At 72.0% G+C, this 23,958-nt stretch carries 15 protein-coding genes; 8 read left to right on the top strand and 7 right to left on the bottom strand.

Annotated features, from left to right (window positions below):
• Window positions 1–27: 27 nt before the first annotated feature.
• The 3 genes from ACFIF2_RS03885 (at window position 28) to ACFIF2_RS03875 (ending at window position 2,930) form a co-directional block, all read left to right on the top strand.
• The gene (locus ACFIF2_RS03885) at window positions 28–915 is read left to right on the top strand and encodes a ComF family protein (protein ID WP_395571021.1); all 888 of its coding nucleotides are present in this window, start codon (window positions 28–30) and stop codon (window positions 913–915) included.
• A gap of 313 nt (window positions 916–1,228) precedes the next feature.
• Window positions 1,229–1,921 carry a ribosome hibernation-promoting factor, HPF/YfiA family gene (hpf, locus tag ACFIF2_RS03880; protein WP_395571020.1) on the top strand — a complete coding sequence of 231 codons (693 nt, stop codon included), beginning with the start codon at window positions 1,229–1,231 and terminating at the stop codon, window positions 1,919–1,921.
• Between the two features lie 238 nt (window positions 1,922–2,159).
• On the top strand, window positions 2,160–2,930 hold the full coding sequence (locus tag ACFIF2_RS03875) for a response regulator (protein ID WP_395571019.1): 771 nt from the start codon (window positions 2,160–2,162) through the stop codon (window positions 2,928–2,930).
• A 48-nt stretch (window positions 2,931–2,978) separates the two neighbouring features.
• On the opposite strand, the gene ACFIF2_RS03870 is transcribed toward ACFIF2_RS03875, so the two are convergent.
• Together ACFIF2_RS03870 and ACFIF2_RS03865 are read right to left on the bottom strand one after the other, a co-directional pair.
• On the bottom strand, window positions 2,979–4,181 hold the full coding sequence (locus ACFIF2_RS03870) for a winged helix-turn-helix domain-containing protein (RefSeq protein WP_395571018.1): 1,203 nt from the start codon (window positions 4,179–4,181) through the stop codon (window positions 2,979–2,981).
• Window positions 4,178–4,807, bottom strand: coding sequence for a GNAT family N-acetyltransferase (locus tag ACFIF2_RS03865; RefSeq protein WP_395571017.1), 630 nt, complete (start codon window positions 4,805–4,807; stop codon window positions 4,178–4,180). Before ACFIF2_RS03865 ends, ACFIF2_RS03870 begins: the two co-directional genes overlap by 4 nt.
• 274 nt (window positions 4,808–5,081) lie before the next feature.
• On the opposite strand from ACFIF2_RS03865, the gene secA reads away from it, so the two are divergent.
• Window positions 5,082–7,928 (top strand): preprotein translocase subunit SecA, encoded by a 2,847-nt coding sequence (gene secA, locus ACFIF2_RS03860; RefSeq protein ID WP_395571016.1) that lies wholly within the window; start codon window positions 5,082–5,084, stop codon window positions 7,926–7,928.
• 116 nt (window positions 7,929–8,044) lie between these two features.
• Here secA and ACFIF2_RS03855 read toward each other — a convergent pair whose 3' ends face one another.
• A complete protein-coding gene (locus ACFIF2_RS03855; protein WP_395571015.1) occupies window positions 8,045–8,770 on the bottom strand; it encodes an Rv3235 family protein in 726 nt (241 codons plus the stop codon).
• Window positions 8,771–9,172: 402 nt separating this feature from the next.
• Here ACFIF2_RS03855 and ACFIF2_RS03850 point away from each other — a divergent pair, with 402 nt between their 5' ends.
• The 4 genes from ACFIF2_RS03850 to ACFIF2_RS03835 all read left to right on the top strand — a co-directional run bounded on the left by ACFIF2_RS03850 (window position 9,173) and on the right by ACFIF2_RS03835 (window position 17,542).
• Window positions 9,173–9,688 carry a DUF6912 family protein gene (locus ACFIF2_RS03850; protein WP_395571014.1) on the top strand — a complete coding sequence of 172 codons (516 nt, stop codon included), beginning with the start codon at window positions 9,173–9,175 and terminating at the stop codon, window positions 9,686–9,688.
• A 57-nt stretch (window positions 9,689–9,745) separates the two neighbouring features.
• Window positions 9,746–10,426 carry an HAD family hydrolase gene (locus ACFIF2_RS03845; RefSeq protein ID WP_395571013.1) on the top strand — a complete coding sequence of 227 codons (681 nt, stop codon included), beginning with the start codon at window positions 9,746–9,748 and terminating at the stop codon, window positions 10,424–10,426.
• 506 nt (window positions 10,427–10,932) lie between these two features.
• A complete protein-coding gene (locus tag ACFIF2_RS03840; protein ID WP_395571012.1) occupies window positions 10,933–15,888 on the top strand; it encodes an NAD-glutamate dehydrogenase in 4,956 nt (1,651 codons plus the stop codon).
• 58 nt (window positions 15,889–15,946) lie between these two features.
• Window positions 15,947–17,542 (top strand): hypothetical protein, encoded by a 1,596-nt coding sequence (locus ACFIF2_RS03835; protein ID WP_395571011.1) that lies wholly within the window; start codon window positions 15,947–15,949, stop codon window positions 17,540–17,542.
• A gap of 430 nt (window positions 17,543–17,972) precedes the next feature.
• Here the strand turns inward: ACFIF2_RS03835 and ACFIF2_RS03830 are convergent, their stop codons facing one another.
• The 4 genes from ACFIF2_RS03830 to ACFIF2_RS03815 all read right to left on the bottom strand — a co-directional run bounded on the left by ACFIF2_RS03830 (window position 17,973) and on the right by ACFIF2_RS03815 (window position 23,869).
• Window positions 17,973–19,658: a glycosyltransferase gene (locus ACFIF2_RS03830; RefSeq protein WP_395571010.1), complete on the bottom strand. Its 1,686-nt coding sequence runs from the start codon at window positions 19,656–19,658 to the stop codon at window positions 17,973–17,975.
• Window positions 19,655–21,934, bottom strand: a complete 2,280-nt coding sequence (locus ACFIF2_RS03825) for a CDP-glycerol glycerophosphotransferase family protein (protein WP_395571047.1) — start codon at window positions 21,932–21,934, stop codon at window positions 19,655–19,657. The genes ACFIF2_RS03830 and ACFIF2_RS03825 overlap by 4 nt, the downstream gene beginning before the upstream one ends.
• Before the next feature lie 170 nt (window positions 21,935–22,104).
• Complete coding sequence (locus tag ACFIF2_RS03820; RefSeq protein ID WP_395571009.1) at window positions 22,105–22,956, bottom strand: ABC transporter ATP-binding protein; 852 nt, start codon at window positions 22,954–22,956, stop codon at window positions 22,105–22,107.
• On the bottom strand, window positions 22,949–23,869 hold the full coding sequence (locus tag ACFIF2_RS03815; RefSeq protein WP_395571008.1) for an ABC transporter permease: 921 nt from the start codon (window positions 23,867–23,869) through the stop codon (window positions 22,949–22,951). The genes ACFIF2_RS03820 and ACFIF2_RS03815 overlap by 8 nt, the downstream gene beginning before the upstream one ends.
• Window positions 23,870–23,958 lie beyond the last annotated feature (89 nt).

The raw sequence follows: 23,958 nt of genomic DNA, 5'->3' as shown, positions 1-23,958 counted from the left end.
GCCGTGCGGGAATGGTGGCGGGACCTCATGGACCTGGTACTGCCGGCCGAGTGCGGGGGCTGCGGCAGTGCTCGCGCCGTGCTGTGCCCTCGGTGCCGTACGGCTCTGGGCGGGGCCGCGCCGCGCCGGGTGCGGCCGGTGCCCGAGCCGCCCGGGCTGCCGGTGGTGCACGCCGCCGCGCGGTACGCGGACGAGGCGCGGGCCGCGCTGCTGGCCCACAAGGAGCGCGGCGTGCTGGCTCTCGCGGCGCCGCTGGGGACGGCTCTGGCGGGGGCGGTGCGGGCGGGGCTCCGGGAGGCGCGGTCCCGCTCCACGGGGTCCGTACGGGAGCGGGGGCCGGTGCTGCTCGTGCCCGTGCCGTCGGCGCGGCGGGCGGTACGGGCACGCGGTCACGACCCGGCGCGGCGGATCGCCCTCGCCGCGGCGGGGCGGTTGCGGCGGACCGGCACGCCCGCCCGGGTGCTGGCCGTGCTGCGGCAACGGCACCCCGTGGCCGATCAGTCCGGGCTGGACGCCCGGCAGCGGCTGGACAATCTGGCCGGCGCCCTCGCGGTGGTTCCCGGCGGCGGCCGCCTGCTGTCCGGGGGCGGGGCGGTCGTCCTCGTCGACGACCTGATGACCACGGGGGCGTCGCTGGCGGAGGCCGCGCGTGCCGTGCGCGCCGCGATGTCCGGGGCGGCCCTGTCGGGGGCGGGCGATCGGACCGGCTCGGCGGTTGAGTGGAGAACGGGGCCGGACGCGTACTGGACGGCGAGATCGGCTGTGTATCCGGCGGCGGCAGGGGAAGGCAGAGAAGAACGGAAGCCAGGGACCCGAATGGCGGGTCGGAACAGAGGTGACGGTGTGGTCCTCGACGCGATCTTCGCGGCAGTGGTCGCCGCGTCACCTGAGGCCTTCGAAATAAACCGGAACTGACTGAGAAGTTGCGTCGTTGCAGGTAATGAGAGGGGTTATTCACCGGAACGGAGGTACGCCGCAGTAGAGGGTGACGACTTCCGTCCGGGCGAGATATGTTCGGTTGTGAGGCATAGCCGCAGGCCACACCTCTCACATCCGAATGCCGTGCTGTGGGTTTTACCGTCATCACCCGCACCGGTGGAGTGGAGATCCCGCCCGCGGGGGAGGAGGTGGAAGTCACCGAGTCCGAGGTTCCGGAATCGACCGGGACCTGGTGCAAAAGGGAGATGCTCCGCCGTCGCAGCGGAGCGATCCGGGAACGGAGTTCTGCGTGGACATCGTCGTCAAGGGCCGCAAGACCGAGGTGCCCGAGCGGTTCCGGAAGCACGTGGCCGAGAAGCTGAAGCTGGAGAAGATCCAGAAGCTCGATGGCAAGGTGATCAGCCTCGACGTCGAGGTGTCCAAGGAGCCGAACCCCCGGCAGGCCGACCGCTGTGACCGAGTGGAGATCACGCTCCGCTCCCGCGGTCCGGTGATTCGGGCGGAGGCAGCGGCGAGTGACCCGTACGCGGCGCTCGACCTGGCGGCGGAGAAGCTCGGTGCCCGGCTGCGCAAGCAGCACGACAAGCGTTTCTCGCGTCGCGGTGCCCGCCGGATCACGGCCGCCGAAGTCGCCGACCACGTCCCCGGCGCGGCGACGCTCAACGGGAACGGTGAAGTCGTCCCGACGGAGAAGCAGGACGGCGTACCCACCAAGAAGATCGGCTCGCTCGAGGTGCAGGGCGACGGGCCGCTCGTCGTCCGCGAGAAGACCCACGTCGCCGCACCGATGTCCCTCGACCAGGCGCTGTACGAGATGGAGCTGGTCGGGCACGACTTCTACCTGTTCGTCGACTCCGAGACCAAGGAGCCCAGCGTCGTCTACCGGCGGCACGCCTACGACTACGGCGTGATCCACCTCACGACGGACACCATGGTCACCCAGGCGCACGCTCCCGAGGCGGGCGATGCGCTCGGCGGCTGACGACGCCGGGTGACAGCCAGGACCGACAGCCGTGACCGGTGCCCCTGGAGCGCGTGTGCGCCCCCAGGGGCACCGGTGTGCGACGGTGCGCGTGGGCGTGCGACCCCTCGTGCCCCGCTCGGTCACCTCGGTGTCGGCCAGGCATGGAATCATGGCGGTAACGGCCCAACCGGTGGGCCGTTGCTCTGGGTTGGCGATGGCTCAGGACCAGGGGCCACAGCCTTCAGGGGGAGGAACGATGGCGGACAGTTTCGGACCGATGCGGGGCGAGGGCGTCGACGACGGGATCCACGAAGGGACCCGCGACGGTGTCGCCGGCATGGGCCCGGACGGGGGCTCCGCGCGCGAGGAACCGATCAGGGTGCTGGTCGTGGACGACCACGCCCTGTTCCGCCGCGGCCTGGAGATCGTGCTCGCGGCCGAGGAGGACATCCAGGTCGTCGGGGAGGCCGGTGACGGCGCCGAGGCCGTGGAGAAGGCCGCCGACCTGCTGCCGGACATCGTCCTGATGGACGTGCGCATGCCGAAGCGGGGCGGGATCGAGGCCTGCACCTCCATCAAGGAGGTGGCCCCCAGCGCGAAGATCATCATGCTGACGATCAGCGACGAGGAGGCCGACCTCTACGACGCGATCAAGGCGGGGGCGACCGGTTATCTCCTCAAGGAGATCTCTACGGACGAGGTTGCCACCGCCATTCGCGCGGTGGCGGACGGGCAGTCGCAGATCAGTCCGTCCATGGCGTCGAAACTGCTCACCGAGTTCAAGTCGATGATCCAGCGCACCGACGAACGCCGGCTGGTGCCCGCGCCCCGGCTCACCGATCGCGAGCTGGAGGTCCTCAAGCTGGTCGCCACGGGAATGAACAACCGGGACATCGCCAAGGAACTGTTCATTTCCGAGAACACCGTGAAGAACCACGTGCGCAACATCCTGGAGAAATTGCAGCTGCACTCCAGGATGGAGGCCGTGGTGTACGCGATGCGGGAGAAGATCCTCGAGATCCGGTGACGGTGGAAGGCCGTCGGCCGACGGCTGTGGGCCGGCGGCCGGCGCGGGTCAGGCGAGCAGGCGGGCCAGCTCCGTCGTGAGGGGTTCGCGCAGCTCTGGTCCGTCCACCCGTTCCACGCGTACGTCCGTACAGCCCACCCAGCCGGCCGCCTCGACCAGGGCCTGAGCCGCCGCGGGGACCGCCCTGGGACCGTCCAGCGTGATCTGCCGGGCGACCAGGGTGCGACCCTCGCGCGCCGGGTCCACGCGGCCGACGAGCCGACCGCCGGCCAGCACCGGCATCGCGAAGTAGCCGTGCACCCGCTTCTGCTTCGGCACGTAGGCTTCCAGCCGGTGGGTGAAGCCGAAGATCCGCTCCGTGCGCGCACGCTCCCAGATCAGGGAGTCGAAGGGGGAGAGCAGCGTCGTGCGGTGACGGCCGCGCGGGGGCGTGCGCAGGGCCGCGGGGTCCGCCCAGGCCGGTTTGCCCCAGCCCTCCACCGAGACCGGGACCAGTCCCGAGTCGGCGATCACGGCGTCGACCTGCTCGCCCCTCAGGCGGTGGTAGTCCGCGATGTCCGCGCGCGTGCCGACGCCCAGGGACTGGCCGGCCAGGCGGACCAGGCGGCGCAGGCATTCGGTGTCGTCCAGGTCGTCGTGCAGCAGCGGGGCCGGGACCGCGCGCTCGGCCAGGTCGTAGACCCGCTTCCAGCCGCGGCGCTCGACGCACACCACCTCGCCGTACATGAGCGCACGCTCGACGGCGACCTTCGTGCCCGACCAGTCCCACCACTCGCTGGTCTTCTTCGCCCCGCCCAGGTCCGTGGCCGTGAGCGGGCCCTCGGCGCGGAGCTGCTTGACGACCTGGTCGTAGACGCCTTCGGGGAGGTCGTGGTGCCAGTGCGGGCGGCCGCGGTAGGCGCGGCGGCGGAACGCGAAGTGGGGCCACTCCTCGATGGGGAGGATGCAGGCGGCGTGGGACCAGTACTCGAAGGCGTGGGGTCGAGCGGGAGGTGTGCCGGTGGAGGCGGGGGTCCAGTAGGCGTTCTCGACCGTGGTGCGGCCCACCGCGCCGAGACGGGCGTACGGGATGAGTTCGTGGGAGCGGGCGAGGACCGAGATGGTGTCGAGTTGCACCGCGCCGAGGTGACGGAGGACGCCGCGGACGCCTGCGCGGCGGTCGGGGGCGCCGAGGAAGCCCTGGGCGCGGAGGGCGAGGCGGCGGGCCTCGTCCGCGGACAGTTCCGTTTCGGGGGGCGGGAGGGTCGTCATACGTCCGCACGATAGGGGGTGGGTGTGACAGTGGGGGTGGGGTCGGGGGCCGGGGGTTGGGCGGGCGCCGGGAGGTACGGGGACGTGGACGGGAGGGAGAGGTCGGAGGGGAGGAGGGAGCCGATCCAGCAGTCGCGGCGTACGCCCTTGTTGTTGATCGCGGAGCGCAACGTGCCCTCCATGGTGAAGCCCGCGCGCTGGGCCACCGCGCGGGAGGCGGTGTTGCCGACCTCGGCGCGCCACTCCAGGCGGTCGATCGCCCGGTCGGTGAAGGCCCAGCGGGAGACGGCTGCGGCGGCCTCGGTGACGTAGCCGCGGCCGCGGTGCTCCTTCGTGCCCCAGAACCCGATCTCGCCGACGCCCAGGGAGACCATCGTGACGCCGAGCATTCCCACCAGGTCGCCGGCGGGGAGGAAGAGGCCGAAGGTGAACATCGAGCCGTTCGCCCAGCCGTCGGGGACCATCCGCTCCGTGAAGCCCCGCGCGTGCTCGGGGAGGTAGGGCGAGGGGATCGTCGTCCAGCGCTGGATGTCGGGATCCTGTGCGGCGGCGTACACGGCGTCGGTGTCCTGGGGGCCGACCGTGCGCAGGACGAGGCGTTCGGTGGTGAGCGTGAGGGGTTCCATCGGCCGATTCTGCTCGGGGGCCGTCCGTGGACGCCATCTTTTTGCCCTGCGTGAACACGCGGTCACTTATCGCTCGATTCGCCGGTGGGCGCGGCACCATCGGCGGGGCCCGGACGTTGAACCCATGACGGCGGACCGGAAGCTGGATGAAGGAGCGCACGGTCCCGATACGCAGGCTCCCGGGGCGGCGGGGTCCTCGCATACGATGGCCGTTGCTCAGTACGTCACAGGAAAACGACCGTCCCAGGCCCGACCGGCAAGGAGACCAACCCCCGTGTCCGTCCTCTCGAAGATCATGCGTGCAGGCGAAGGCAAGATCCTGCGCAAGCTGCACCGCATCGCGGACCAGGTCAACTCCATCGAAGAGGACTTCGTCGACCTCTCCGACGCCGAGCTGCGGGCCCTCACCGATGAGTACAAGCAGCGGTACGCCGACGGTGAGAGCCTGGACGACCTGCTTCCCGAAGCCTTCGCCACCGTCCGGGAGGCCGCCAAGCGCGTCCTGGGCCAGCGGCACTACGACGTGCAGATCATGGGTGGCGCGGCCCTGCACATGGGCTACGTGGCCGAGATGAAGACCGGTGAGGGCAAGACCCTCGTCGGCACGCTGCCCGCCTACCTCAACGCCCTGTCCGGCGAGGGCGTGCACATCGTCACGGTCAACGACTACCTGGCCGAGCGCGACTCCGAGATGATGGGCCGCGTCCACAAGTTCCTCGGGTTGAACGTCGGCTGCATCCTCGCCAATCAGACGCCGGCCCAGCGCCGCGAGATGTACGGCTGCGACATCACCTACGGCACGAACAACGAGTTCGGCTTCGACTACCTGCGCGACAACATGGCGTGGTCCAAGGACGAACTCGTCCAGCGCGGTCACAACTTCGCCATCGTCGACGAGGTCGACTCCATCCTCGTGGACGAGGCCCGTACGCCGCTGATCATCTCCGGCCCGGCCGACCAGGCCACCAAGTGGTACGGCGACTTCGCCAAGCTGGTCACCCGCCTGAAGAAGGGCGAGGCGGGCAACACCCTCAAGGGCATCGAGGAGACCGGCGACTACGAGGTCGACGAGAAGAAGCGCACCGTCGCCATCCACGAGTCCGGCGTCGCCAAGGTCGAGGACTGGCTGGGCATCGACAACCTCTACGAGTCGGTGAACACGCCGCTGGTCGGCTACCTGAACAACGCCATCAAGGCCAAGGAACTCTTCAAGAAGGACAAGGACTACGTCGTCATCGACGGCGAAGTCATGATCGTCGACGAGCACACCGGACGTATCCTCGCCGGCCGCCGTTACAACGAGGGCATGCACCAGGCCATCGAGGCGAAGGAAGGGGTGGACATCAAGGACGAGAACCAGACCCTCGCCACGATCACGCTCCAGAACTTCTTCCGCCTCTACAAGCGCCACGACCACGAGGGCAAGGAACTGCCCGGCCTGTCCGGCATGACCGGTACGGCGATGACCGAGGCCGCCGAGTTCCACCAGATCTACAAGCTCGGCGTGGTGCCCATCCCGACCAACCGGCCGATGGTCCGCAAGGACCAGTCGGACCTGATCTACCGCACCGAGGTCGCGAAGTTCGAGGCGGTCGTCGACGACATCGAGGAGAAGCACCGCAAGGGCCAGCCGATCCTCGTCGGCACCACCTCCGTCGAGAAGTCCGAGTACCTCTCGCAGCAGCTCAGCAAGCGCGGTGTGCAGCACGAGGTGCTCAACGCCAAGCAGCACGACCGTGAGGCGACGATCGTCGCCCAGGCGGGCCGTAAGGGGGCCGTGACGGTGGCCACCAACATGGCCGGCCGTGGTACGGACATCAAGCTCGGCGGCAACCCCGAGGACCTCGCCGAGGCGGAGCTGCGCCAGCGCGGCCTCGACCCCGAGGAGCACATCGAGGAGTGGGCCGCGGCGCTGCCCGCCGCCCTCGAGCGTGCCGAGCAGGCGGTCAAGGCGGAGTTCGAAGAGGTCAAGGAGCTCGGCGGCCTCTACGTGCTGGGCACCGAACGGCACGAGTCGCGGCGTATCGACAACCAGCTGCGCGGTCGCAGCGGCCGCCAGGGCGACCCCGGCGAGTCCCGCTTCTACCTCTCGCTGGGCGACGACCTGATGCGGCTGTTCAAGGCCCAGATGGTCGAGCGCGTCATGTCGATGGCGAACGTCCCGGACGACGTGCCGATCGAGAACAAGATGGTCACGCGCGCGATCGCGTCCGCCCAGTCGCAGGTCGAGACGCAGAACTTCGAGACGCGCAAGAACGTGCTGAAGTACGACGAGGTCCTCAACCGGCAGCGCGAGGTCATCTACGGCGAGCGGCGCCGTGTGCTGGAGGGCGAGGACCTGCAGGAGCAGATCCAGCACTTCATGAACGACACGATCGACGCCTACGTGCAGGCCGAGACCGCCGAGGGCTTCCCGGAGGACTGGGACCTCGACCGGCTGTGGGGTGCCTTCAAGCAGCTCTATCCGGTGAAGGTCACCGTCGAGGAGCTGGAGGAGGCGGCCGGCGACCGGGCCGGACTGACCGCCGACTACATCGCGGAGTCCATCAAGGACGACATCCAGGAGCAGTACGAGGCACGCGAGGCGCAGCTCGGCTCCGAGATCATGCGCGAGCTGGAGCGCCGGGTCGTGCTGTCGGTCCTGGACCGCAAGTGGCGCGAGCACCTCTACGAGATGGACTACCTCCAGGAGGGCATCGGCCTGCGCGCGATGGCGCAGAAGGACCCGCTGGTCGAGTACCAGCGCGAGGGCTTCGACATGTTCCAGGCCATGATGGACGGCATCAAGGAGGAGTCCGTCGGCTACCTGTTCAACCTGGAGGTCCAGGTCGAGCAGCAGGTCGAGGAGGTTCCGGTCGAGGACAAGGCGCCGTCGCTGGAGAAGGGCCCGCAGGACGCCGTGCCGGCCCAGACGGGCGCCCGTCCGGAGATCCGGGCCAAGGGTCTCGACGCGCCGCAGCGCCGGGGCCTGCACTTCTCCGCACCGACCGTGGACGGCGAGGGCGGTGTCGTCGAGGGTGACTTCACCACCGACGAGGAGCCCGCGCGGTCCCAGTCCGACGGGCTCACGCGCGCGGAGCGCCGCAAGCAGGCCAAGGGCGGACGCCGCCGCAAGAAGTGACGGTGCGGTGCCCGCGGGCACCGTGGCGGTGGAAGGGCCGGACGCCTGCGGGTGTCCGGCCCTTCGGCCTGTCCCGGCCCCGGCCCGGGGGTACCGGGGCCGGGGTCCCGGGGCGGTCAGTCCTCGTCCGTGTGCGGCCTGCGGGGCCCGCCCAGTTCCACGGCGGTGCAGCGCCAGCGGAGGTCCCGCCACTGCTCCAGCCGGAAGGCCATGGCCCGCACCTGGTCACCGGCGCCGATGCGGGCGAAGACCTCCAGGGCGCCGGGGCGCGGCTCGAAGTAGCCGATGTCGCGGACCACGGGGAGGGCGCCGCGGGTGCGCAGGGGGCTGCGTTCGGCGAGGCGGGCCAGCTCGTCGTAGGCCCGGCCGGCGGTGTGGCGGAGCATGGAGTGGACGGGACGCCGGCCGCTGAGCACGTGCAGGAGCAGCTCGGCGAAGTGGTCGGTGGGGTGGAACCGCGGTACGGGGCGGCGCGGGGTCTGGGCGGGGACGACAGGCGCTGCCGGGCTCTGGGCGGCCCGGTGCGCGGCCGGTACGGCGGGGCCCGTCACAGGGGCGCCCACCACCGTGCGCGGGCCCGTCCTGGTGGAGCGGCCCGGACCGGACGCGGGAGGGCGGGTGTCCGCCGGCCTCGTGCGGGCCCGCGCGGACCTGCCCGGGGAACCCGGCGGCCGGCCTCCGGGCGCCGCGGCCCGCCCTGCCGCTCCGCCGGGTCCGCGGGGCGGCGCACCGCCGGGAGAGGCGGGGCGGGAGGTGGGGAGGGCGCCGACCGGCCCGAGGGGCGGGGCGGAGTGGGGCGTGCTGGGCGGTCGGAGCTGGGTCCTGGTCATGACCTTGCGCATCGATGGCTCCCCGTGCGGCGGCCCGGACGATACCGGGCAGTAACTTCGTGGTCGGTGATCTTGTACGGGGTGCCGGGGCGGGGAGGCAAGGAGCGGGGCGGCCCGGGCGAGGGGGTCGCCGGGTTCACCTATCAGAGGGACCGGGAGGGCCGGAGGGCCCGGGACGGAGCGGGCGTACCGGGTGAGTTCCGGGGCCGGGAGTGGACGCTCCGGGGGTCGGGGAGGGGGCCCCGAAAGGGGACACCACACGTATCCTGAAAGCCACCACCGGCCACCACCGGCCACCACCGGCCCCCGGGCCACCACGGCCCTTCACGGGCCACCACAGCCGACCAAAGCCACCACAGGCCACCCCGGTCCCCCCGGACCGCGGCGGAACCCGACCACGAAAGCGGCAGCCCCATGCGCGTCTACGTCCCCCTGACCCTTCCCGGTCTCGCCGAGGCGCACAGGACGGGACAGCTGGGGACCGGACCGCTCGTCGCCTACGCCGTCACGCCGGCCCTGCGCGAGTGGTACGTCTCGGACGACATCGAGGAGCTGGAGTACGCCGCCCTGAACCGGGCCGCGCTGGCCTCGCTGCGGCTGCTCGCGGCGGATGCCGGTGCGGCGCGCCGCCGGGTCGTGGTCGCCGCCGACGTGTCCGACGGCGCGGCCTCGGCCGATCCCGGCCGGGGGCTCGATCCGGCGGCACTGGGAGAGGTCCGCCTCGCCGGGCCGCTGCGGCTGCCCAAGGCGGCCTCGGTGCACGTCGACTCCGCCGACGCCGAGGCGGACGTGACCGCCGCCGTCGAGGCGCTCGCGGCGGCGGACGGCGGTGACGACGACGCCCAGTTCGTCGTGGACGGGGCGGAGGACCACGAGCTGCTGTGGTTCGCGACGCAGGAGATCCCGAACCTGGTGGCGGCCGACGGCTGACGCCCCCGGTCGGGCCGTCCGTCGTGATTGTCAGTGGCGGCGGGTACGTTTTCCGGCATGGGGATGCAGACAGGGGCGCACATCGTCTGGGACTGGAACGGGACGCTGTTCCACGACAACGACGCGGTCATCGGCGCGACGAACGCGGCCTTCGCCGAGCTGGGGCTGACGCCCATCACGCTGGAGCAGTACCGGTCGCTGTACTGCGTGCCGGTGCCGAAGTTCTACGAGCGGCTGCTGGGGCGGCTGCCCACGGACGCCGAGTGGGAGGTCATGGACGCGGCCTTCCACCGCCACTACACCGAGCACCGGGTGCGGTGCGGGCTGGCCGAGGGCGTGGCGGAGCTGCTCGCGGGCTGGCGGTCGGCGGGGCACAGTCAGTCGATCCTCAGCATGTACGGCCATGACGAGCTGGTTCCGCTGGTCAGAGGGTTCGGGATCGAGACGCACTTCATACGGGTGGACGGGCGGACCGGGCCGTCCGGGGGGAGCAAGGCCGAGCACATGGTGCGGCACATCGCCGAGCTGGCGGGCGCGTCCCGGGTGGATCCCGCCCGGACGGTGGTGATCGGGGACGCCGCGGACGACGCGGTGGCCGCGGCTCATGTGGGCGCGCGGGCGGTGCTGTACACCGGGGGGTCGCACAGCCGGGCCAGTCTTGAGGGGGTCGGGGCACCGGTGGTGGACACGCTGGCGGAGGCCGTGGCCGAGGCGGAGCGGCTGGCCGGGGCCAGGTAGAGGGTCGGTGCGGTGCGGGTGCCCTCGGCCGGATCGGGCGCCGGGGGAGACGCGACTGCCCGCGGCCCCGGCGGGTGTCTCTGTGCAGAACGTCAAAGTTTCGCCCCCGGTTTTGTACACATACGGCTCGTGACGAGGGCCCCGCGAGGAGCGATAGCCTTGTGGCGTGATCAGCGCGATAGCTCGCGGAGGCACCGGTGCCTCCGCCCTGCGCCCGGTACGCACGGACGACATCCGTGTCCGGGCGGCGGTCGCTGGTCTTCGCGGGCGGGACGGGGCATCGAAGGCCCCCGGTACGGCGCCGCGTACTCCCCGGACGGCGACGGCGAGAGCGACGTCACACGGGGCGAACGCGGCGACATTGGCTGATATGCCCCCGCTCCTCTCACCTTGCGGCATAGCGTCTGAACAGACCGGACACCCCGCGTCTCGACGTCACGCCGGAAGGCAGGAGACCGTACTTCCTTCTACGTCACGCAACGGCGCGCGACAGGAGCCAGAGGACAATGCAGACCAAGCTGGACGAAGCAAAGGCCGAGCTGCTCGAAAGGGCTGCGCGGGTAGCTGAGAACAGCCCGGTCGGGGGGCACCTACCGACTGGGACGACGGACGAGGGCACCCCGGAGACCCCGGGCACCCCGGCCCCGGACCACGCATCCGTGTTCGCGTTCCTGAGGCGCTACTACCGGCACACCGCCCCGGAGGACCTGGCCGACCGCGACCCGGTCGACGTCTTCGGAGCCGCCGTCTCGCACTACCGGCTGGCCGAGAACCGCCCGCAGGGCACGGCGAACGTCCGGGTGCACACCCCGACCGTCGAGGAGAACGGCTGGACGTGCAGCCACTCCGTCGTCGAGGTGGTCACGGACGACATGCCCTTCCTCGTCGACTCCGTCACCAACGAGCTGACCCGGCAGGGCCGCGGCATCCACGTCGTCGTCCACCCGCTGATCGTGGTGCGGCGCGACGTCACCGGCAAGCTCGTCGAGGTGCTCACCGGCCCGCCCACCGGCGACCTGCCACACGACGCGCACGTCGAGTCCTGGATCCACGTCGAGATCGACCGCGAGACCGACCGGGGCGACCTGAAGCAGATCACCGCCGACCTGCTGCGCGTCCTCAACGACGTCCGCGAGACCGTCGAGGACTGGGGCAAGATGCGCGACGCGGCCGTCCGCATCGCCGAGGAGCTGCCCGCGGAGCCGACCCCCGGCGACCTGCCCCCGCGGGAGCTGGACGAGGCGCGCGAGCTGCTGCGCTGGCTGGCCGACGACCACTTCACCTTCCTCGGCTACCGCGAGTACGAGCTGCGCGGCGACGACTCCCTCGCCGCCGTCCCGGGCACGGGCCTCGGCATCCTGCGCGCCGACCCGCACCACGCCACCGACGAGAGCCACCCCGTCAGCCCCTCCTTCGAGCGGCTGCCCGCCGACGCCCGGGCCAAGGCCCGCGAGCACCGGCTGCTGGTGCTGACCAAGGCCAACAGCCGGGCGACCGTGCACCGGCCGTCGTACCTGGACTACATCGGCGTCAAGAAGTTCGACGAGCAGGGCAACGTCGTCGGTGAGCGGCGCTTCCTCGGCCTGTTCTCCTCCGCCGCCTACACCGAGTCCGTCCGCCGGGTGCCGGTGGTCCGGCGCAAGGTGGAGGAGGTGCTGGAGCGGGCCGGGTTCTCGCCCAACAGCCACGACGGGCGGGACCTGCTCCAGATCCTGGAGACCTACCCGCGCGACGAGATGTTCCAGATGCCGGTCGAGGAGCTGGAGCCGATCGTCACCTCGGTGCTCTACCTCCAGGAGCGGCGCCGTCTGCGGCTCTACCTGCGCCAGGACGAGTACGGGCGCTACTACTCCGCCCTCGTCTACCTCCCTCGCGACCGCTACACCACCGGGGTCCGGCTGCGGATCATCGACATCCTCAAGGAGGAGCTCGGCGGCACCAGCGTCGATTTCACCGCCTGGAACACCGAGTCGATCCTGTCCCGGCTGCACTTCGTGGTCCGGGTCCCGCAGGGCACCGAGCTGCCGCAGCTCTCCGACGCCGACAAGGAGCGCATCGAGGCCCGCCTCGTCGAGGCCGCCCGCTCCTGGGCCGACGGCTTCGGGGAGGCGCTGACCGCCGAGGTCGGCGAGGAGCGGTCCGCGGAACTGCTGCGCCGCTACGGAAACGCCTTCCCCGAGGGCTACAAGGCCGACCACGGACCGCGCTCCGCCGTCGCCGACCTGGGGCACCTGGAGCGGCTCGACACGGAGAAGACCTTCGCGCTCAGCCTGTACGAGCCGGTCGGTGCGGCGCCCGAGGAACGCCGCTTCAAGATCTACCAGAAGGGCGGCTCGGTCTCCCTGTCCGCCGTCCTGCCGGTGCTCAGCCGGCTCGGCGTCGAGGTCACCGACGAGCGGCCCTACGAACTGCGCTGCTCGGACCGCACGACGGCCTGGATCTACGACTTCGGCCTGCGCATGCCGAAGTCGGTGGCCGGCGGCGCCGACTACCTCGGCGACGACGCGCGCGAGCGCTTCCAGGACGCCTTCGCCGCGACCTGGACCGGCCAGGCGGAGAACGACGGCTTCAACGCCCTGGTGCTCAGCGCCGGGCTGACCTGGCGGCAGGCCATGGTGCTGCGGGCGTACGCCAAGTACCTGCGGCAGGCCGGGTCGACGTTCAGCCAGGACTACATGGAGGACACCCTCCGCAACAACGTCCACACCACCCGCCTGCTCGTCTCCCTGTTCGAGGCGCGGATGGCGCCCGCGCGCCAGCGTGCCGGGCGGGAGATCGTCGACGCGCTGCTCGAAGAGGTCGACGCGGCCCTCGACCAGGTGGCGAGCCTCGACGAGGACCGCATCCTGCGGTCCTTCCTCACCGTCATCAAGGCGACGCTGCGGACCAACTTCTTCCAGGAGGCGGCGGGCGGCAAGCCGCACGAGTACGTCTCCATGAAGTTCGACCCGCAGGCCATCCCCGACCTCCCGGCGCCGCGCCCGGCGTTCGAGATCTGGGTGTACTCGCCGCGCGTCGAGGGCGTGCACCTGCGCTTCGGCAAGGTCGCGCGCGGTGGTCTGCGCTGGTCGGACCGCCGGGAGGACTTCCGCACCGAGATCCTCGGCCTGGTCAAGGCGCAGATGGTGAAGAACACCGTCATCGTGCCGGTCGGCGCCAAGGGCGGCTTCGTCGCCAAGCAGCTGCCCGACCCGAACGCCGACCGCGACGCCTGGATGGCCGAGGGCATCGCCAGCTACCGCACCTTCATCTCGGCGCTGCTCGACATCACCGACAACATGGTGGCCGGCGAGGTCGTGCCCCCGGCGGACGTCGTGCGGCACGACGAGGACGACACCTACCTGGTCGTCGCCGCCGACAAGGGCACCGCGAAGTTCTCGGACATCGCCAACGAGGTCGCCGAGTCCTACAACTTCTGGCTCGGTGACGCCTTCGCCTCCGGCGGCTCGGCGGGCTACGACCACAAGGGCATGGGCATCACCGCCCGCGGCGCCTGGGAGTCCGTCAAGCGGCACTTCCGGGAGCTGGGCGTGGACACCCAGACGCAGGACTTCACGGTCGTCGGCATCGGCGACATGTCCGGCGACGTGTTCGGCAACGGCATGCTGCTCAGCGAGCACATCCGCCTGGTCGCCGCCTTCGACCACCGGCACATCTTCATCGACCCGGCCCCGGACGCGGCCACCTCGTACGCCGAGCGCCGCCGCCTGTTCGACCTGCCGCGCTCCTCGTGGGAGGACTACGACACCGCGCTGATCTCGGCGGGCGGCGGGATCTTCCCGCGCACGGCGAAGTCGATCCCGGTCAACGCCCACATGCGCGAGGCCCTCGGCATCGAGGCCGGCATCACCAAGATGACCCCGGCCGAGCTGATGAAGGCGATCCTCACCTCCCCGGTGGACCTGCTGTGGAACGGCGGCATCGGCACCTACGTCAAGGCGTCCACCGAGTCCAACGGCGACGTCGGCGACAAGGCCAACGACGCCATCCGCGTCGACGGCAAGGACCTGCGGGTCCAGGTCGTCGGCGAGGGCGGCAACCTGGGCCTGACCCAGCTCGGCCGGATCGAGTTCGCGCTGCACGGCGGCCGGATCAACACCGACGCCATCGACAACAGCGCGGGCGTGGACACCTCCGACCACGAGGTGAACATCAAGATCCTGCTCAACGGTCTCGTCAAGGACGGCGACATGACCGTCAAGCAGCGCAACAAGCTGCTCGCCGAGATGACCGACGAGGTCGGCGCGCTGGTCCTGCGCAACAACTACGCGCAGAACACGGCGATCGCCAACGCCCTGGCCCAGTCCAAGGACATGCTCCACGCCCAGCAGCGCTTCATGCGCCACCTGGTGCGGGAGGGCCACCTCAACCGGGCCCTGGAGTTCCTGCCCACCGACCGCCAGATCCGCGAGCGCCTCGGTGCCGCACAGGGCCTGACCGGCCCGGAGACGGCCGTGCTGCTGGCGTACACGAAGATCACGGTCGCCGAGGAGCTGCTGCACACCTCGCTGCCCGACGACCCGTACCTCAAGGGCCTGCTGCACGCCTACTTCCCGACGGCGCTGCGCGAGCAGTTCCTCGACCGGATCGACGGCCACCCGCTGCGCCGCGAGATCACGACGACCGTCCTGGTCAACGACACGGTCAACACGGGCGGTACGACGTATCTGCACCGCATGCGCGAGGAGACCGGCGCGTCGCTGGAGGAGATCGTGCGGGCGCAGACCGCGGCCCGGGCGATCTTCCGCTCCTCCCCGGTGTGGGACGCGGTGGAGGCCCTGGACACCAAGGTCGAGGCCGCCGTGCAGACGCGCATCCGTTTGCACTCGCGCCGCCTCGTCGAGCGCGGCACGCGGTGGCTGCTCAACAACCGGCCGCAGCCGCTGGAGCTGGCCGAGACGGTCGAGTTCTTCGCCGAGCGCGTCGAGCAGGTCTGGTCGCAGCTGCCGAAGCTGCTGCGCGGGGCCGACGCCGAGTGGTACCAGCACATCTACGACGAGCTGACCGCCGCCGGCGTGCCGGACGAGCCGGCCACGCGGGTGGCCGGGTTCTCCTCGGCCTTCCCGACGCTGGACATCGTGTCGGTGGCCGACCGCATGGGCAAGGAGCCGCTGGACGTCGCCGAGGTGTACTACGACCTCGCCGACCGGCTCGGCGTCACCCAGCTGATGGACCGCATCAGCGACCTGCCGCGCACCGACCGCTGGCAGTCCATGGCCCGCGCGGCGATCCGCGAGGACCTGTACGCGGCGCACGCGGCGCTCACCGCGGACGTGCTGGCGGCGGGCAACGGCACGTCGACGCCCGAGCAGCGGTTCAAGGCGTGGGAGCAGAAGAACGCGGCGATCCTCGGCCGGGCGCGCACCACGCTGGAGGAGATCCGGAACTCGGAGGAGTTCGACCTGTCCAACCTGTCGGTGGCGATGCGGACGATGCGGACCCTGCTGCGGACGCATTCGTGACGTCGTAGGGGCGGCCTAGCCGTATGAGGTGCCCGGGTCGTACGGCCCGGGCACCTTTATGTCCGGGTTGCCGGAATGGCCCGTATACAGTGGCCGGGTGACTGGGCGTCTTAGGACGACACGCGTCGCCGCGCTCGTCCTCCTGCTGCTTCTTCTCCTGCTCCTCCTGCTCCTCCTGGTCGTCGTACGGCTGCCCTGGGCCGGTGACCTCGGCATTCACGCGGCCACCGTCGAACGCCTCCGGCACAGCCTGCTCGACCCCGGGAACCCGCTGGTCGACGCGGACACGCCGAGCCCGTACTACTCGCCGTGGACGGTGCTGCTCGGGTGCGTCGCCAAGGTGACCGGGTGGTCCGTCTTCGTCGTGCTGCGGGCCGGGGCGCTGGTGGCGCTCGGGGTGCTGGTGACGGGGGTGTGGCGCTTCGTGCGGGTGCTGAGCGCGCGGCCGGCGGCGCCCGCGCTCGCGCTGTTGTGCCTGGTGCTGCTGTGGGGCACGGCTCCGTTCAGCTGGAGCGGCTTCCTCGGGCTCCACTCCCTCGCGCTGACGATCGCGTATCCCAGTGTGCTCGCGCTCGGGCTCGCGTTTCACCTGTGGGCGTGGCTGGGGCGGGCGGTGCGCGAGGGTGGTGGGTGGCCGGGTGGGTCGTCGGGTGAGTGGTGGGGTGGGTGGTGGGGGTGGCTCGGGTGCGGGGTGTTGTGGGCGGTGGTACTGCTCGTCCATCAGTTCTCCGGCGTGGTGGCCTCGTTGGGGGCGCTCGCCGTCATGGTCTCGGCGCGGGCCGGGCGGCGGGTGTGGGGGCGGCTCGGGGCGGGGGTGGCGCTGGGGGTCGGGGTGCTGTGGGTCTGGCCGTACTACGACTTCTTCGCGCTGCTCGGTGCGGGGGACGGGATGGACGCGGTGCACCGGTCGCTGTACCGGGATCTTCTCGGGCGGTACTGGCTGGTGCTGGTGGGGGTGGTGGCGCTGGGGGTGCGGTGGTGGCGGGACCGGTGGGACGTGCTGGTGCTGTTCTTCGTCCTGGGCGCGGTGGTGTTCGCGGCGGGCGGGGTCAGCGGGCACTGGTCGTGGGGGCGGGTGCTGCCCGCCGCGCTGATTCCGGCGCAGCTCGCGGTGGCGCTGGAGGCGGCGGACCGCGGGGGGCGCGTGGTGCGGGCCTGGCGGGCGGGGGCCTGGCGGCCGCGGGCCGGGTGGGGGTGGGTGCTGGGGGTGGCCCTGGTGGTGGGGGCGTGGGCGCAGGCGGGGGTGCTCGGGTACGTGGTCGAGCGGGGGGTGCTGCCGGGGGTGGTCGAGGCGAAGTACCGGGAGCCGTGGGCGGGGTACCACTGGATCACGCCGTGGGTGGCGTACGGGGACGTGGTCATGGCGCGGGAGTTTCCCTCGCGGCGGATTCCGGCGTACGGGGCGTACACCGTGGCTCCTGGGTATCCCGACTTCTTTCTGCGGGACGAGGAGGCTCGGGGGGTGGCGGTGCGGCGGTACTTCTCGGAGGGGGCGGTGGGGAGTGTGCGGGCGGGGATCGTGCGGGAGTACGGGGTGCGGTGGGTGGTGGACCGGGGGGAGCTGCTGCGGCGGGGGGTCGAGGGGTTGCGGGTGGTGGCTCGGGGGCCCGGTGGGGAGGTGCTGTACGCGGTGGTGGGGGATGGGGCGCGGTGAGGGGTGGGGCGCGGTGAGCGGTGCCTCGTGAGGGCCGGGGTGTCGGGGCGGGCCGGGGGTGGGTCGCGCGGCCCGGCGCTCCGGGGTGCCGCTGCGCCCACCCGTGCCGCCCCAGCGGCACGACTGCCCGCAGCTGCGGGAGGGCGGCGGGGTGCCGGTGCGGTCAGGTGCGACTGCCTGCGGCTGTGGGAGGGCGGCGGGTGCTGGTGCGGTCAGGTGCGACTGCCTGCGGCTGTGGGAGGGCGGCGGGTGCTGGTGCGGTCAGGTGCGACTGCCTGCGGTTGCGGGAGGGCGGCGGGTGCTGGTGCGGTCAGGTGCGACTGCCTGCGGTTGCGGGAGGGCGGCGGGTGCTGGTGCGGTCAGGTGCGACTGCCTGCGGCTGCGGGAGGGCGTGGAGGGGTGGCGGCACGACTGCCCGTGGCCGAGGAGTTCAGCGCAGGAGCGCTGCCGCCATGCGGGTCGCTCGTCTGACCCGGGGGGTGGCCAGGCGGCGGGCCAGGGGGCGGATCACGGTGGCCGTCGGGCCCACCGGCTGCCAGCGGAGCTGGAGGCGGCCCGGGTTGTGGCCCTCCGGTTCCAGCGTGACCCGGTGAGGGGTGACGTCGGCGCGGTAGGGGACGCGGGCGGTGAGCGGTGGGAAGGACAGGGGGGCCAGGAGGAGGCCCGTGTGGGTCTGGCCCTGGTGGCGCAGGCGGAGCACGGGATGGCGGACGCCCTCGAAGCCGTGGAGGGGGAGCGGGGCCGCCGCCACGTCCAGGCGCACGCGGCCCTCGAAGACGCCGGGGCGGACGGGGCAGAGGCGGAAGGGCACCGTGAGGCGGCGACGGCCGGGGGAGAGGTGCAGGGTGGCGCGTTGCGGGCCGACGGGGAGACGGAGGGCCGGGTCGTAGGTGCGGACGGTGAGGTCGACCGACGCGCCGGGGCCCCGCGCGATCCCGGTGATCTCGTGGCGCAGGAGGGCGCTGAAGAACGGGCGGGTGTCCAGGTCCAGGTCCGTCAGGTCCAGCTCGCGGCGCGCCGGTCCGGAGTCCGGGAGGTGATCGCCCCAGTAGGTGCGGCCGTCCGTCGTGTCCGGTGTGACGGCGCGCGGGGCGACATCGTGGCCGAGACCCCGGGCGGCGACGCGCAGGTCGGACAGGCGGCGGTCGCGGACCAGCTGGAGCACGACCCGCTCCGGGCGGGGGAGGCGGGCGTAGGCGCCCGGGGCGAGGCTGTCGAGGTACGGGGTCATGATGTCCGCGAAGGACGCGAGCCAGGCGTCGTCCCGGTAGGGGAGGTCGCCGGCGTACATGCGGAAGTCGTGCTTGAGGAACTTGAAGTCCTTGTCCTCACGCAGCGACTCGTGCCCGCTCTCGGCCAGGAACGCGTCGATGAGGCGCTGCACGTGGACGCGGTCGCGGACGTTGGTCAGCAGGTGCCGCTGGTTGGAGATGGAGGCCGCCTCGGAGGCGGCGTACGGGGCGACGTACCAGCGGTAGACCGGCTCGGGGACGACGGTGAACGTCTTGGCCAGGCAGTACGCCTGCGCCGAGAAGAGCTGGTCCTCGTAGTGGATGCCCTCGGGGAAGCGCAGGCCGTGCCGGTCGAGGAAGGCGCGGGCGTACATCTTGCTGGTCGACAGGTGCTCGAAGAACAGGCGCGGGTCGGCCTCGATGCCGTCGAGGGTGCGGCGCTCGGCGACCAGGTGCGGCATCCACGTCGTCCGGCGTCCGCCGTCCACGCGGACGCGGTGCACGGCGCCCATCGCGAAGTCGAGGTCGCGTGCGCGGTGGGCGGCGAGCAGGACCTCGACGGCGCGCTCGGGGAGTTCGTCGTCGCTGTCCAGGAACATCAGGTACGGCGCCCGCGCGATCTCCAGGGCGCGGTTGCGCGGGGCGCTGCACCCGCCGCTGTTCTCGGGCAGCCGGAGGTACACGACGCGGGGGTCCCGGGCGGCCAGCTCACGGGCCACGTCGGGGGTCGCGTCCGTCGAGTGGTCGTCGCTGATGACGACCTCGATGTTCGGGTGGGTCTGGCGCAGGACGGACGCGACCGCGCGGGGGAGGCGTTCGGCGTCGTTGTAGACGATGACGGTGACGGTGACGTCGGGGGTGCCGGTCGCCTGAGCGGTGGTCATGACGCGGTCGCCTCCTCGGGGCTCGGGGCCGGCGTGCGCTCCTCGATCGGCAGCACGGGGGGCAGGGTCCGCTCGTCCTCGCCGAGGAAGACCCGGCGGACGACGCGTTCGGCGGCGCGGCCGTCGTCGTACTCGCAGAACCGGCGCCGGAAGGCGGCCCGCGCCTTGGCCGCTCGTTCGTCGCGCCAGGCGTCGGTGGTGAGGATCTCCGTCAGTTCCGCCTGGTCGCGGGCGACCGGGCCCGGTGCCTCGGCCATCAGGTCGAAGTAGACGCCCCGGGTGGTGCGGTACGTCTCCCAGTCGTCGGCGTGGATGACGATCGGGCGGTCGAGGTTGGCGTAGTCGAACATGATCGACGAGTAGTCCGTGACCAGCGCGTCGGCGGCCAGGCACAGCTCCTCGACCGGGTCGTAGGAGGAGACGTCGATGATCCGGCCGGTGCGGCGCAGGCCGGTCAGCGGGGAGGACGGGGAGGCGGCGGTCTCGTAGAAGTAGTGGGCGCGCACCAGCAGAACCGTTTCTTCACCGAGCCGGTCGGCGAGGGCGGCGAGGTCGAGGCGCGGGGTCCAGCCGGCCTCGTAGTCGCGGTGGGTGGGCGCGTACAGGACCGCCCGGCGGCCGGGCGCGACGCCGAGGCGGTCACGGACCGCGCGGACCTCGGCGGCGCCCGCGGTGTAGAAGACGTCGTTGCGCGGATAGCCGTGGTCCAGGGAGGTGTGGCGGGAGGGGTACGCCCGCTGCCACATGCGGGTGGAGTGGCTGTTGGCGGAGACGCTGTAGTCCCACTTGTCCACGCGCTCCAGCAGCGCCTGGAAGTCCAGGCCCCGGGCGGCGGCGGGGTAGGGCATCTGGTCCAGGCCCATGCGCTTGAGCGGGGTGCCGTGGTGGGTCTGGAGGTGGACGGTGCCGGGGCGTTTGACCACCGCGTCGGGGAAGTTGACGTTGTTGACGAGGTACTTGGCGCGGGCCAGCACCTCCCAGTAGCGGCGGGTGCCGGGGACGACGTGGTCGGTGCCGGGCGGCAGCAGGGCCGCGTTCGCGGCGGTGACCACCCACACCGGGCGCACGCTCGGGGCGAGTTCGGCGAGCTTCGCGGCGATGGCGGCCGGGTTGCAGGCCACGCCGCGTGCCCAGTACGCCGAGAAGACCGCGAGGTGCGGGTCGACCGGCTCGGCCAGGGCCCGGCGGTACTGCAGGGAGCGCAGCCGCGTGCCGGCGCGGTGCCGGCCGGTGCGCACCGCCGACCGCACCTTGCGGCGCGTGCGGTTGGCGGCCTGGAGGGCGCGGTACCGGGTGCGGGCGTCCTCCTCCAGCAGCGACCGGCGTACGCCCTCGAAGCCGGACGCGCGCCGGTGGCCGTCGGGGCGGTGGTGCCGGGCGGCCAGGGACGCGCGGTGGAAGAACTCGCGCGCCACGTCGTCCGGCATGCCCGCACGGGCGAAGGTGCGCAGGCAGTCGCGGACCATCAGGTCGTACAGGGCGGCGTGGACGGCCGGGCGGCCGGTGGCCAGGTCGAGGAGGGTCTCGTAGCGCTCGACCTGGGCGTAGCGCCGCTCCGGCGCGACCGGCGGCAGGCTCTGCGGGCGCAGGCGCCGGTCCTCGTACGCCGGGTGGGGCAGGCAGGCGACGCGGTCGGCGAGCAGCAGGGCGGCGTACGCGGCGAACGGCTCGTCGTCGGTGGTGAGGAGGCGCTCGTGGGCCCGCCAGAACGCGGCGCGCACGGCTCGGTTGCCGAGCAGCGGGGTCAGCCCGAGCAGCGCCGGGCGGTCGTCGAGGGCGAGGGGGGCGCGGCCCGCGCGGGCGAGGCGGGGGCCGTCGGGGGAGGGGAGGCCGGAGGTGCGCCAGGTGCTGCGGACGTGGTCGAGGAGCAGGACGTCCACGGTGCCGTTCGAGACGCGGTCCGGGCCGCCGTCCGCGGGCCCGCCCGCTGGGGCGTCCCTCCTGCCGTGCGCGGCCCCCGGCAGGCTCGCCACGTGCTCGGCGATCGTGTGCGGGGCGCCGGGAGGCAGCCCGTCCTTGGCGTGGACGAAGTGCAGCCAGCGGCCGGACGCCCGGGCCGCCCCGGCCGCGCGGGCCGCCGCGTCACCGGCGCCCTCCGGCAGGGGCAGGACGGTGAACGCGGGGGCGTGCCGCTCGCCGGTCTCCCGTGCCCAGTCCCCCACGGCGGCGACGATCACCTCGATACCGGCGAGGGGGTGGGCGTCGAGGGAGTCGAGGAGCGCGGGCAGGTGGTCCTGGACGTTGGGGCCGTGGACGATGACGCTGAGTTCGGGGATCTCGGACATCGCGGGGACTCCTTCGCCGTCGGCGCTCCCGGCACACTCCTGTTCGTTCGTCCGGCCATAGTGGCACTAATCAGGCAAAAGGGTTAACCGCACGTACGCCTTCCGGGCGGGTCGGCCCTCAGGGTGACCCTCCGTAGCCCTCCGTGGCCCTCCGCGAGGGGCTAGGCGGCGGCCTTCGTCTTGGGCGCGGGCTTGGGTTTCGCCGCCTTGTCCGGGCCGCCGGTGAACTTCTCGTACTCCCGCAGGACCTCCTCCGTCGGCCCGTCCATGCGCAGCTCGCCCCGCTCCAGCCACAGCACCCGGTCGCAGGTGTCGCGGATGGACTTGTTGCTGTGGCTGACCAGGAACACCGTGCCCGCGTGCTTGCGCAGCTCCCGGATGCGTTCCTCGGAGCGCTTCTGGAAGGAGCGGTCGCCGGTGGCCAGGGCCTCGTCGACGAGGAGGACGTCGTGGTCCTTGGCGGCGGCGATGGAGAAGCGCAGCCGGGCCGCCATGCCGGAGGAGTACGTGCGCATCGGCAGGGTGATGAAGTCGCCCTTGTCGTTGATCCCCGAGAAGTCGACGATCTCCTGGTACCGCTCCTTGATCTGGGCGCGGGACATGCCCATCGCGAGGCCGCCGAGGTGGACGTTGCGCTCGCCGGTGAGGTCGTTCATCAGGGCGGCGTTGACGCCGAGCAGGGAGGGCTGGCCGTCGGTGTAGATGCGGCCGTTCTCCACCGGGAGCAGGCCGGCGACCGCCTTGAGCAGCGTCGACTTGCCGGAGCCGTTGGTGCCGATCAGGCCGATCGCCTCGCCCCGGTACGCCACGAAGGACACGTTCTTGACGGCGTGCACCCGGCGCACGCCCGCCGCCTTCTCGCTCTTGCGCCGGCGCAGGATGCGGTTGAGGGCGGCGGTCGCGGAGCCCCGGCCCGCGCCGGTGCCGTTGACCCGGTAGACGATGTCGACGCCGTCGGCGATGACGGTGGGGACGCGCTCGCCCTCCTGCTTGCTGTGGGTGTTCTCAGCCACGACCGTACGTCTCCTCGGCCTTCCAGAAGTAGATGAAGCCGCCGATGCCCGCGACCAGCGCCCATCCCACCGCGAGCGCCCACACGTGGGGCGGCAGCTGGCTCCCTTGGAAGGTGTCGATCAGGGCGAAGCGCATCAGGTCGATGTAGACGACGGCGGGGTTGAGCTGGAGCACGGTGCCGACCCAGGACGGCAGACCGCTGTCCGGGCCGGTCATGTGGTCGATGCTGAACATGACCCCGGAGGCGTACATCCAGGTGCGCAGCAGGAACGGCATCAGCTGGGCGGCGTCGGGGATCTTGGAGCCCACCCGGGCCATGAGCAGCGACACACCGGTGTTGAAGGTGAACTGGAGGACCAGGGCCGGGACGGCCAGCACCCAGGACGCGGCCGGCGGCACGCCGAAGGCGAGCAGGATGACCAGCAGGGCGGCCATCGAGAACAGCAGCTGCTGGAGCTGCTGGAGGCAGAAGGAGACCGGCAGCGCGGCCCGCGGGAAGTGCAGGGCGCGGACGAGGCCGAGGTTGCCGGAGATGGCCTTGGTGCCCGCCATGATCGAACTCTGCGTGAACGTCCACACGAACACGCCGGTGACCAGGAACGGGACGAAGTCCTCCACGCCCCGGCTGGTGTTCATCAGCATGCCGAAGATGAAGTAGTACACCGCGGCGTTGAGCAGGGGCGTCATCACCTGCCAGACCTGGCCCAGCTTGGCCTGGCTGTACTGGGCGGTGAGCTTGGCGGTGGCGAAGGCGCCGATGAAGTGCCGGCGCGCCCACAACTGCCGGACGTACTCGGGCAGGGAGGGGCGGGCGCCGCTGACCGACAGGCCGTGACGGGCGGCGAGGGCCGCGAGGTCGTGATCGTCGGCGGTGGCCGCTGTCGGGGGCGGTGTGTGGAGGACCTGACTCACATCCGCTGCTTTCGTTCGGGGGGTGGGGGCGACGCCCGTCGTTCACCCGGGCGACCGGATGCGTTCACTCACGTCGGGACGGGACCGTA

Origin of the sequence: Streptomyces sp. BK79 (assembly GCF_044142145.1) — a bacterium.
Taxonomy (GTDB): domain Bacteria; phylum Actinomycetota; class Actinomycetes; order Streptomycetales; family Streptomycetaceae; genus Streptomyces.
Note: the sequence above shows the minus strand (reverse complement) of the source record. Positions and strands in the feature narration are given on the sequence as shown.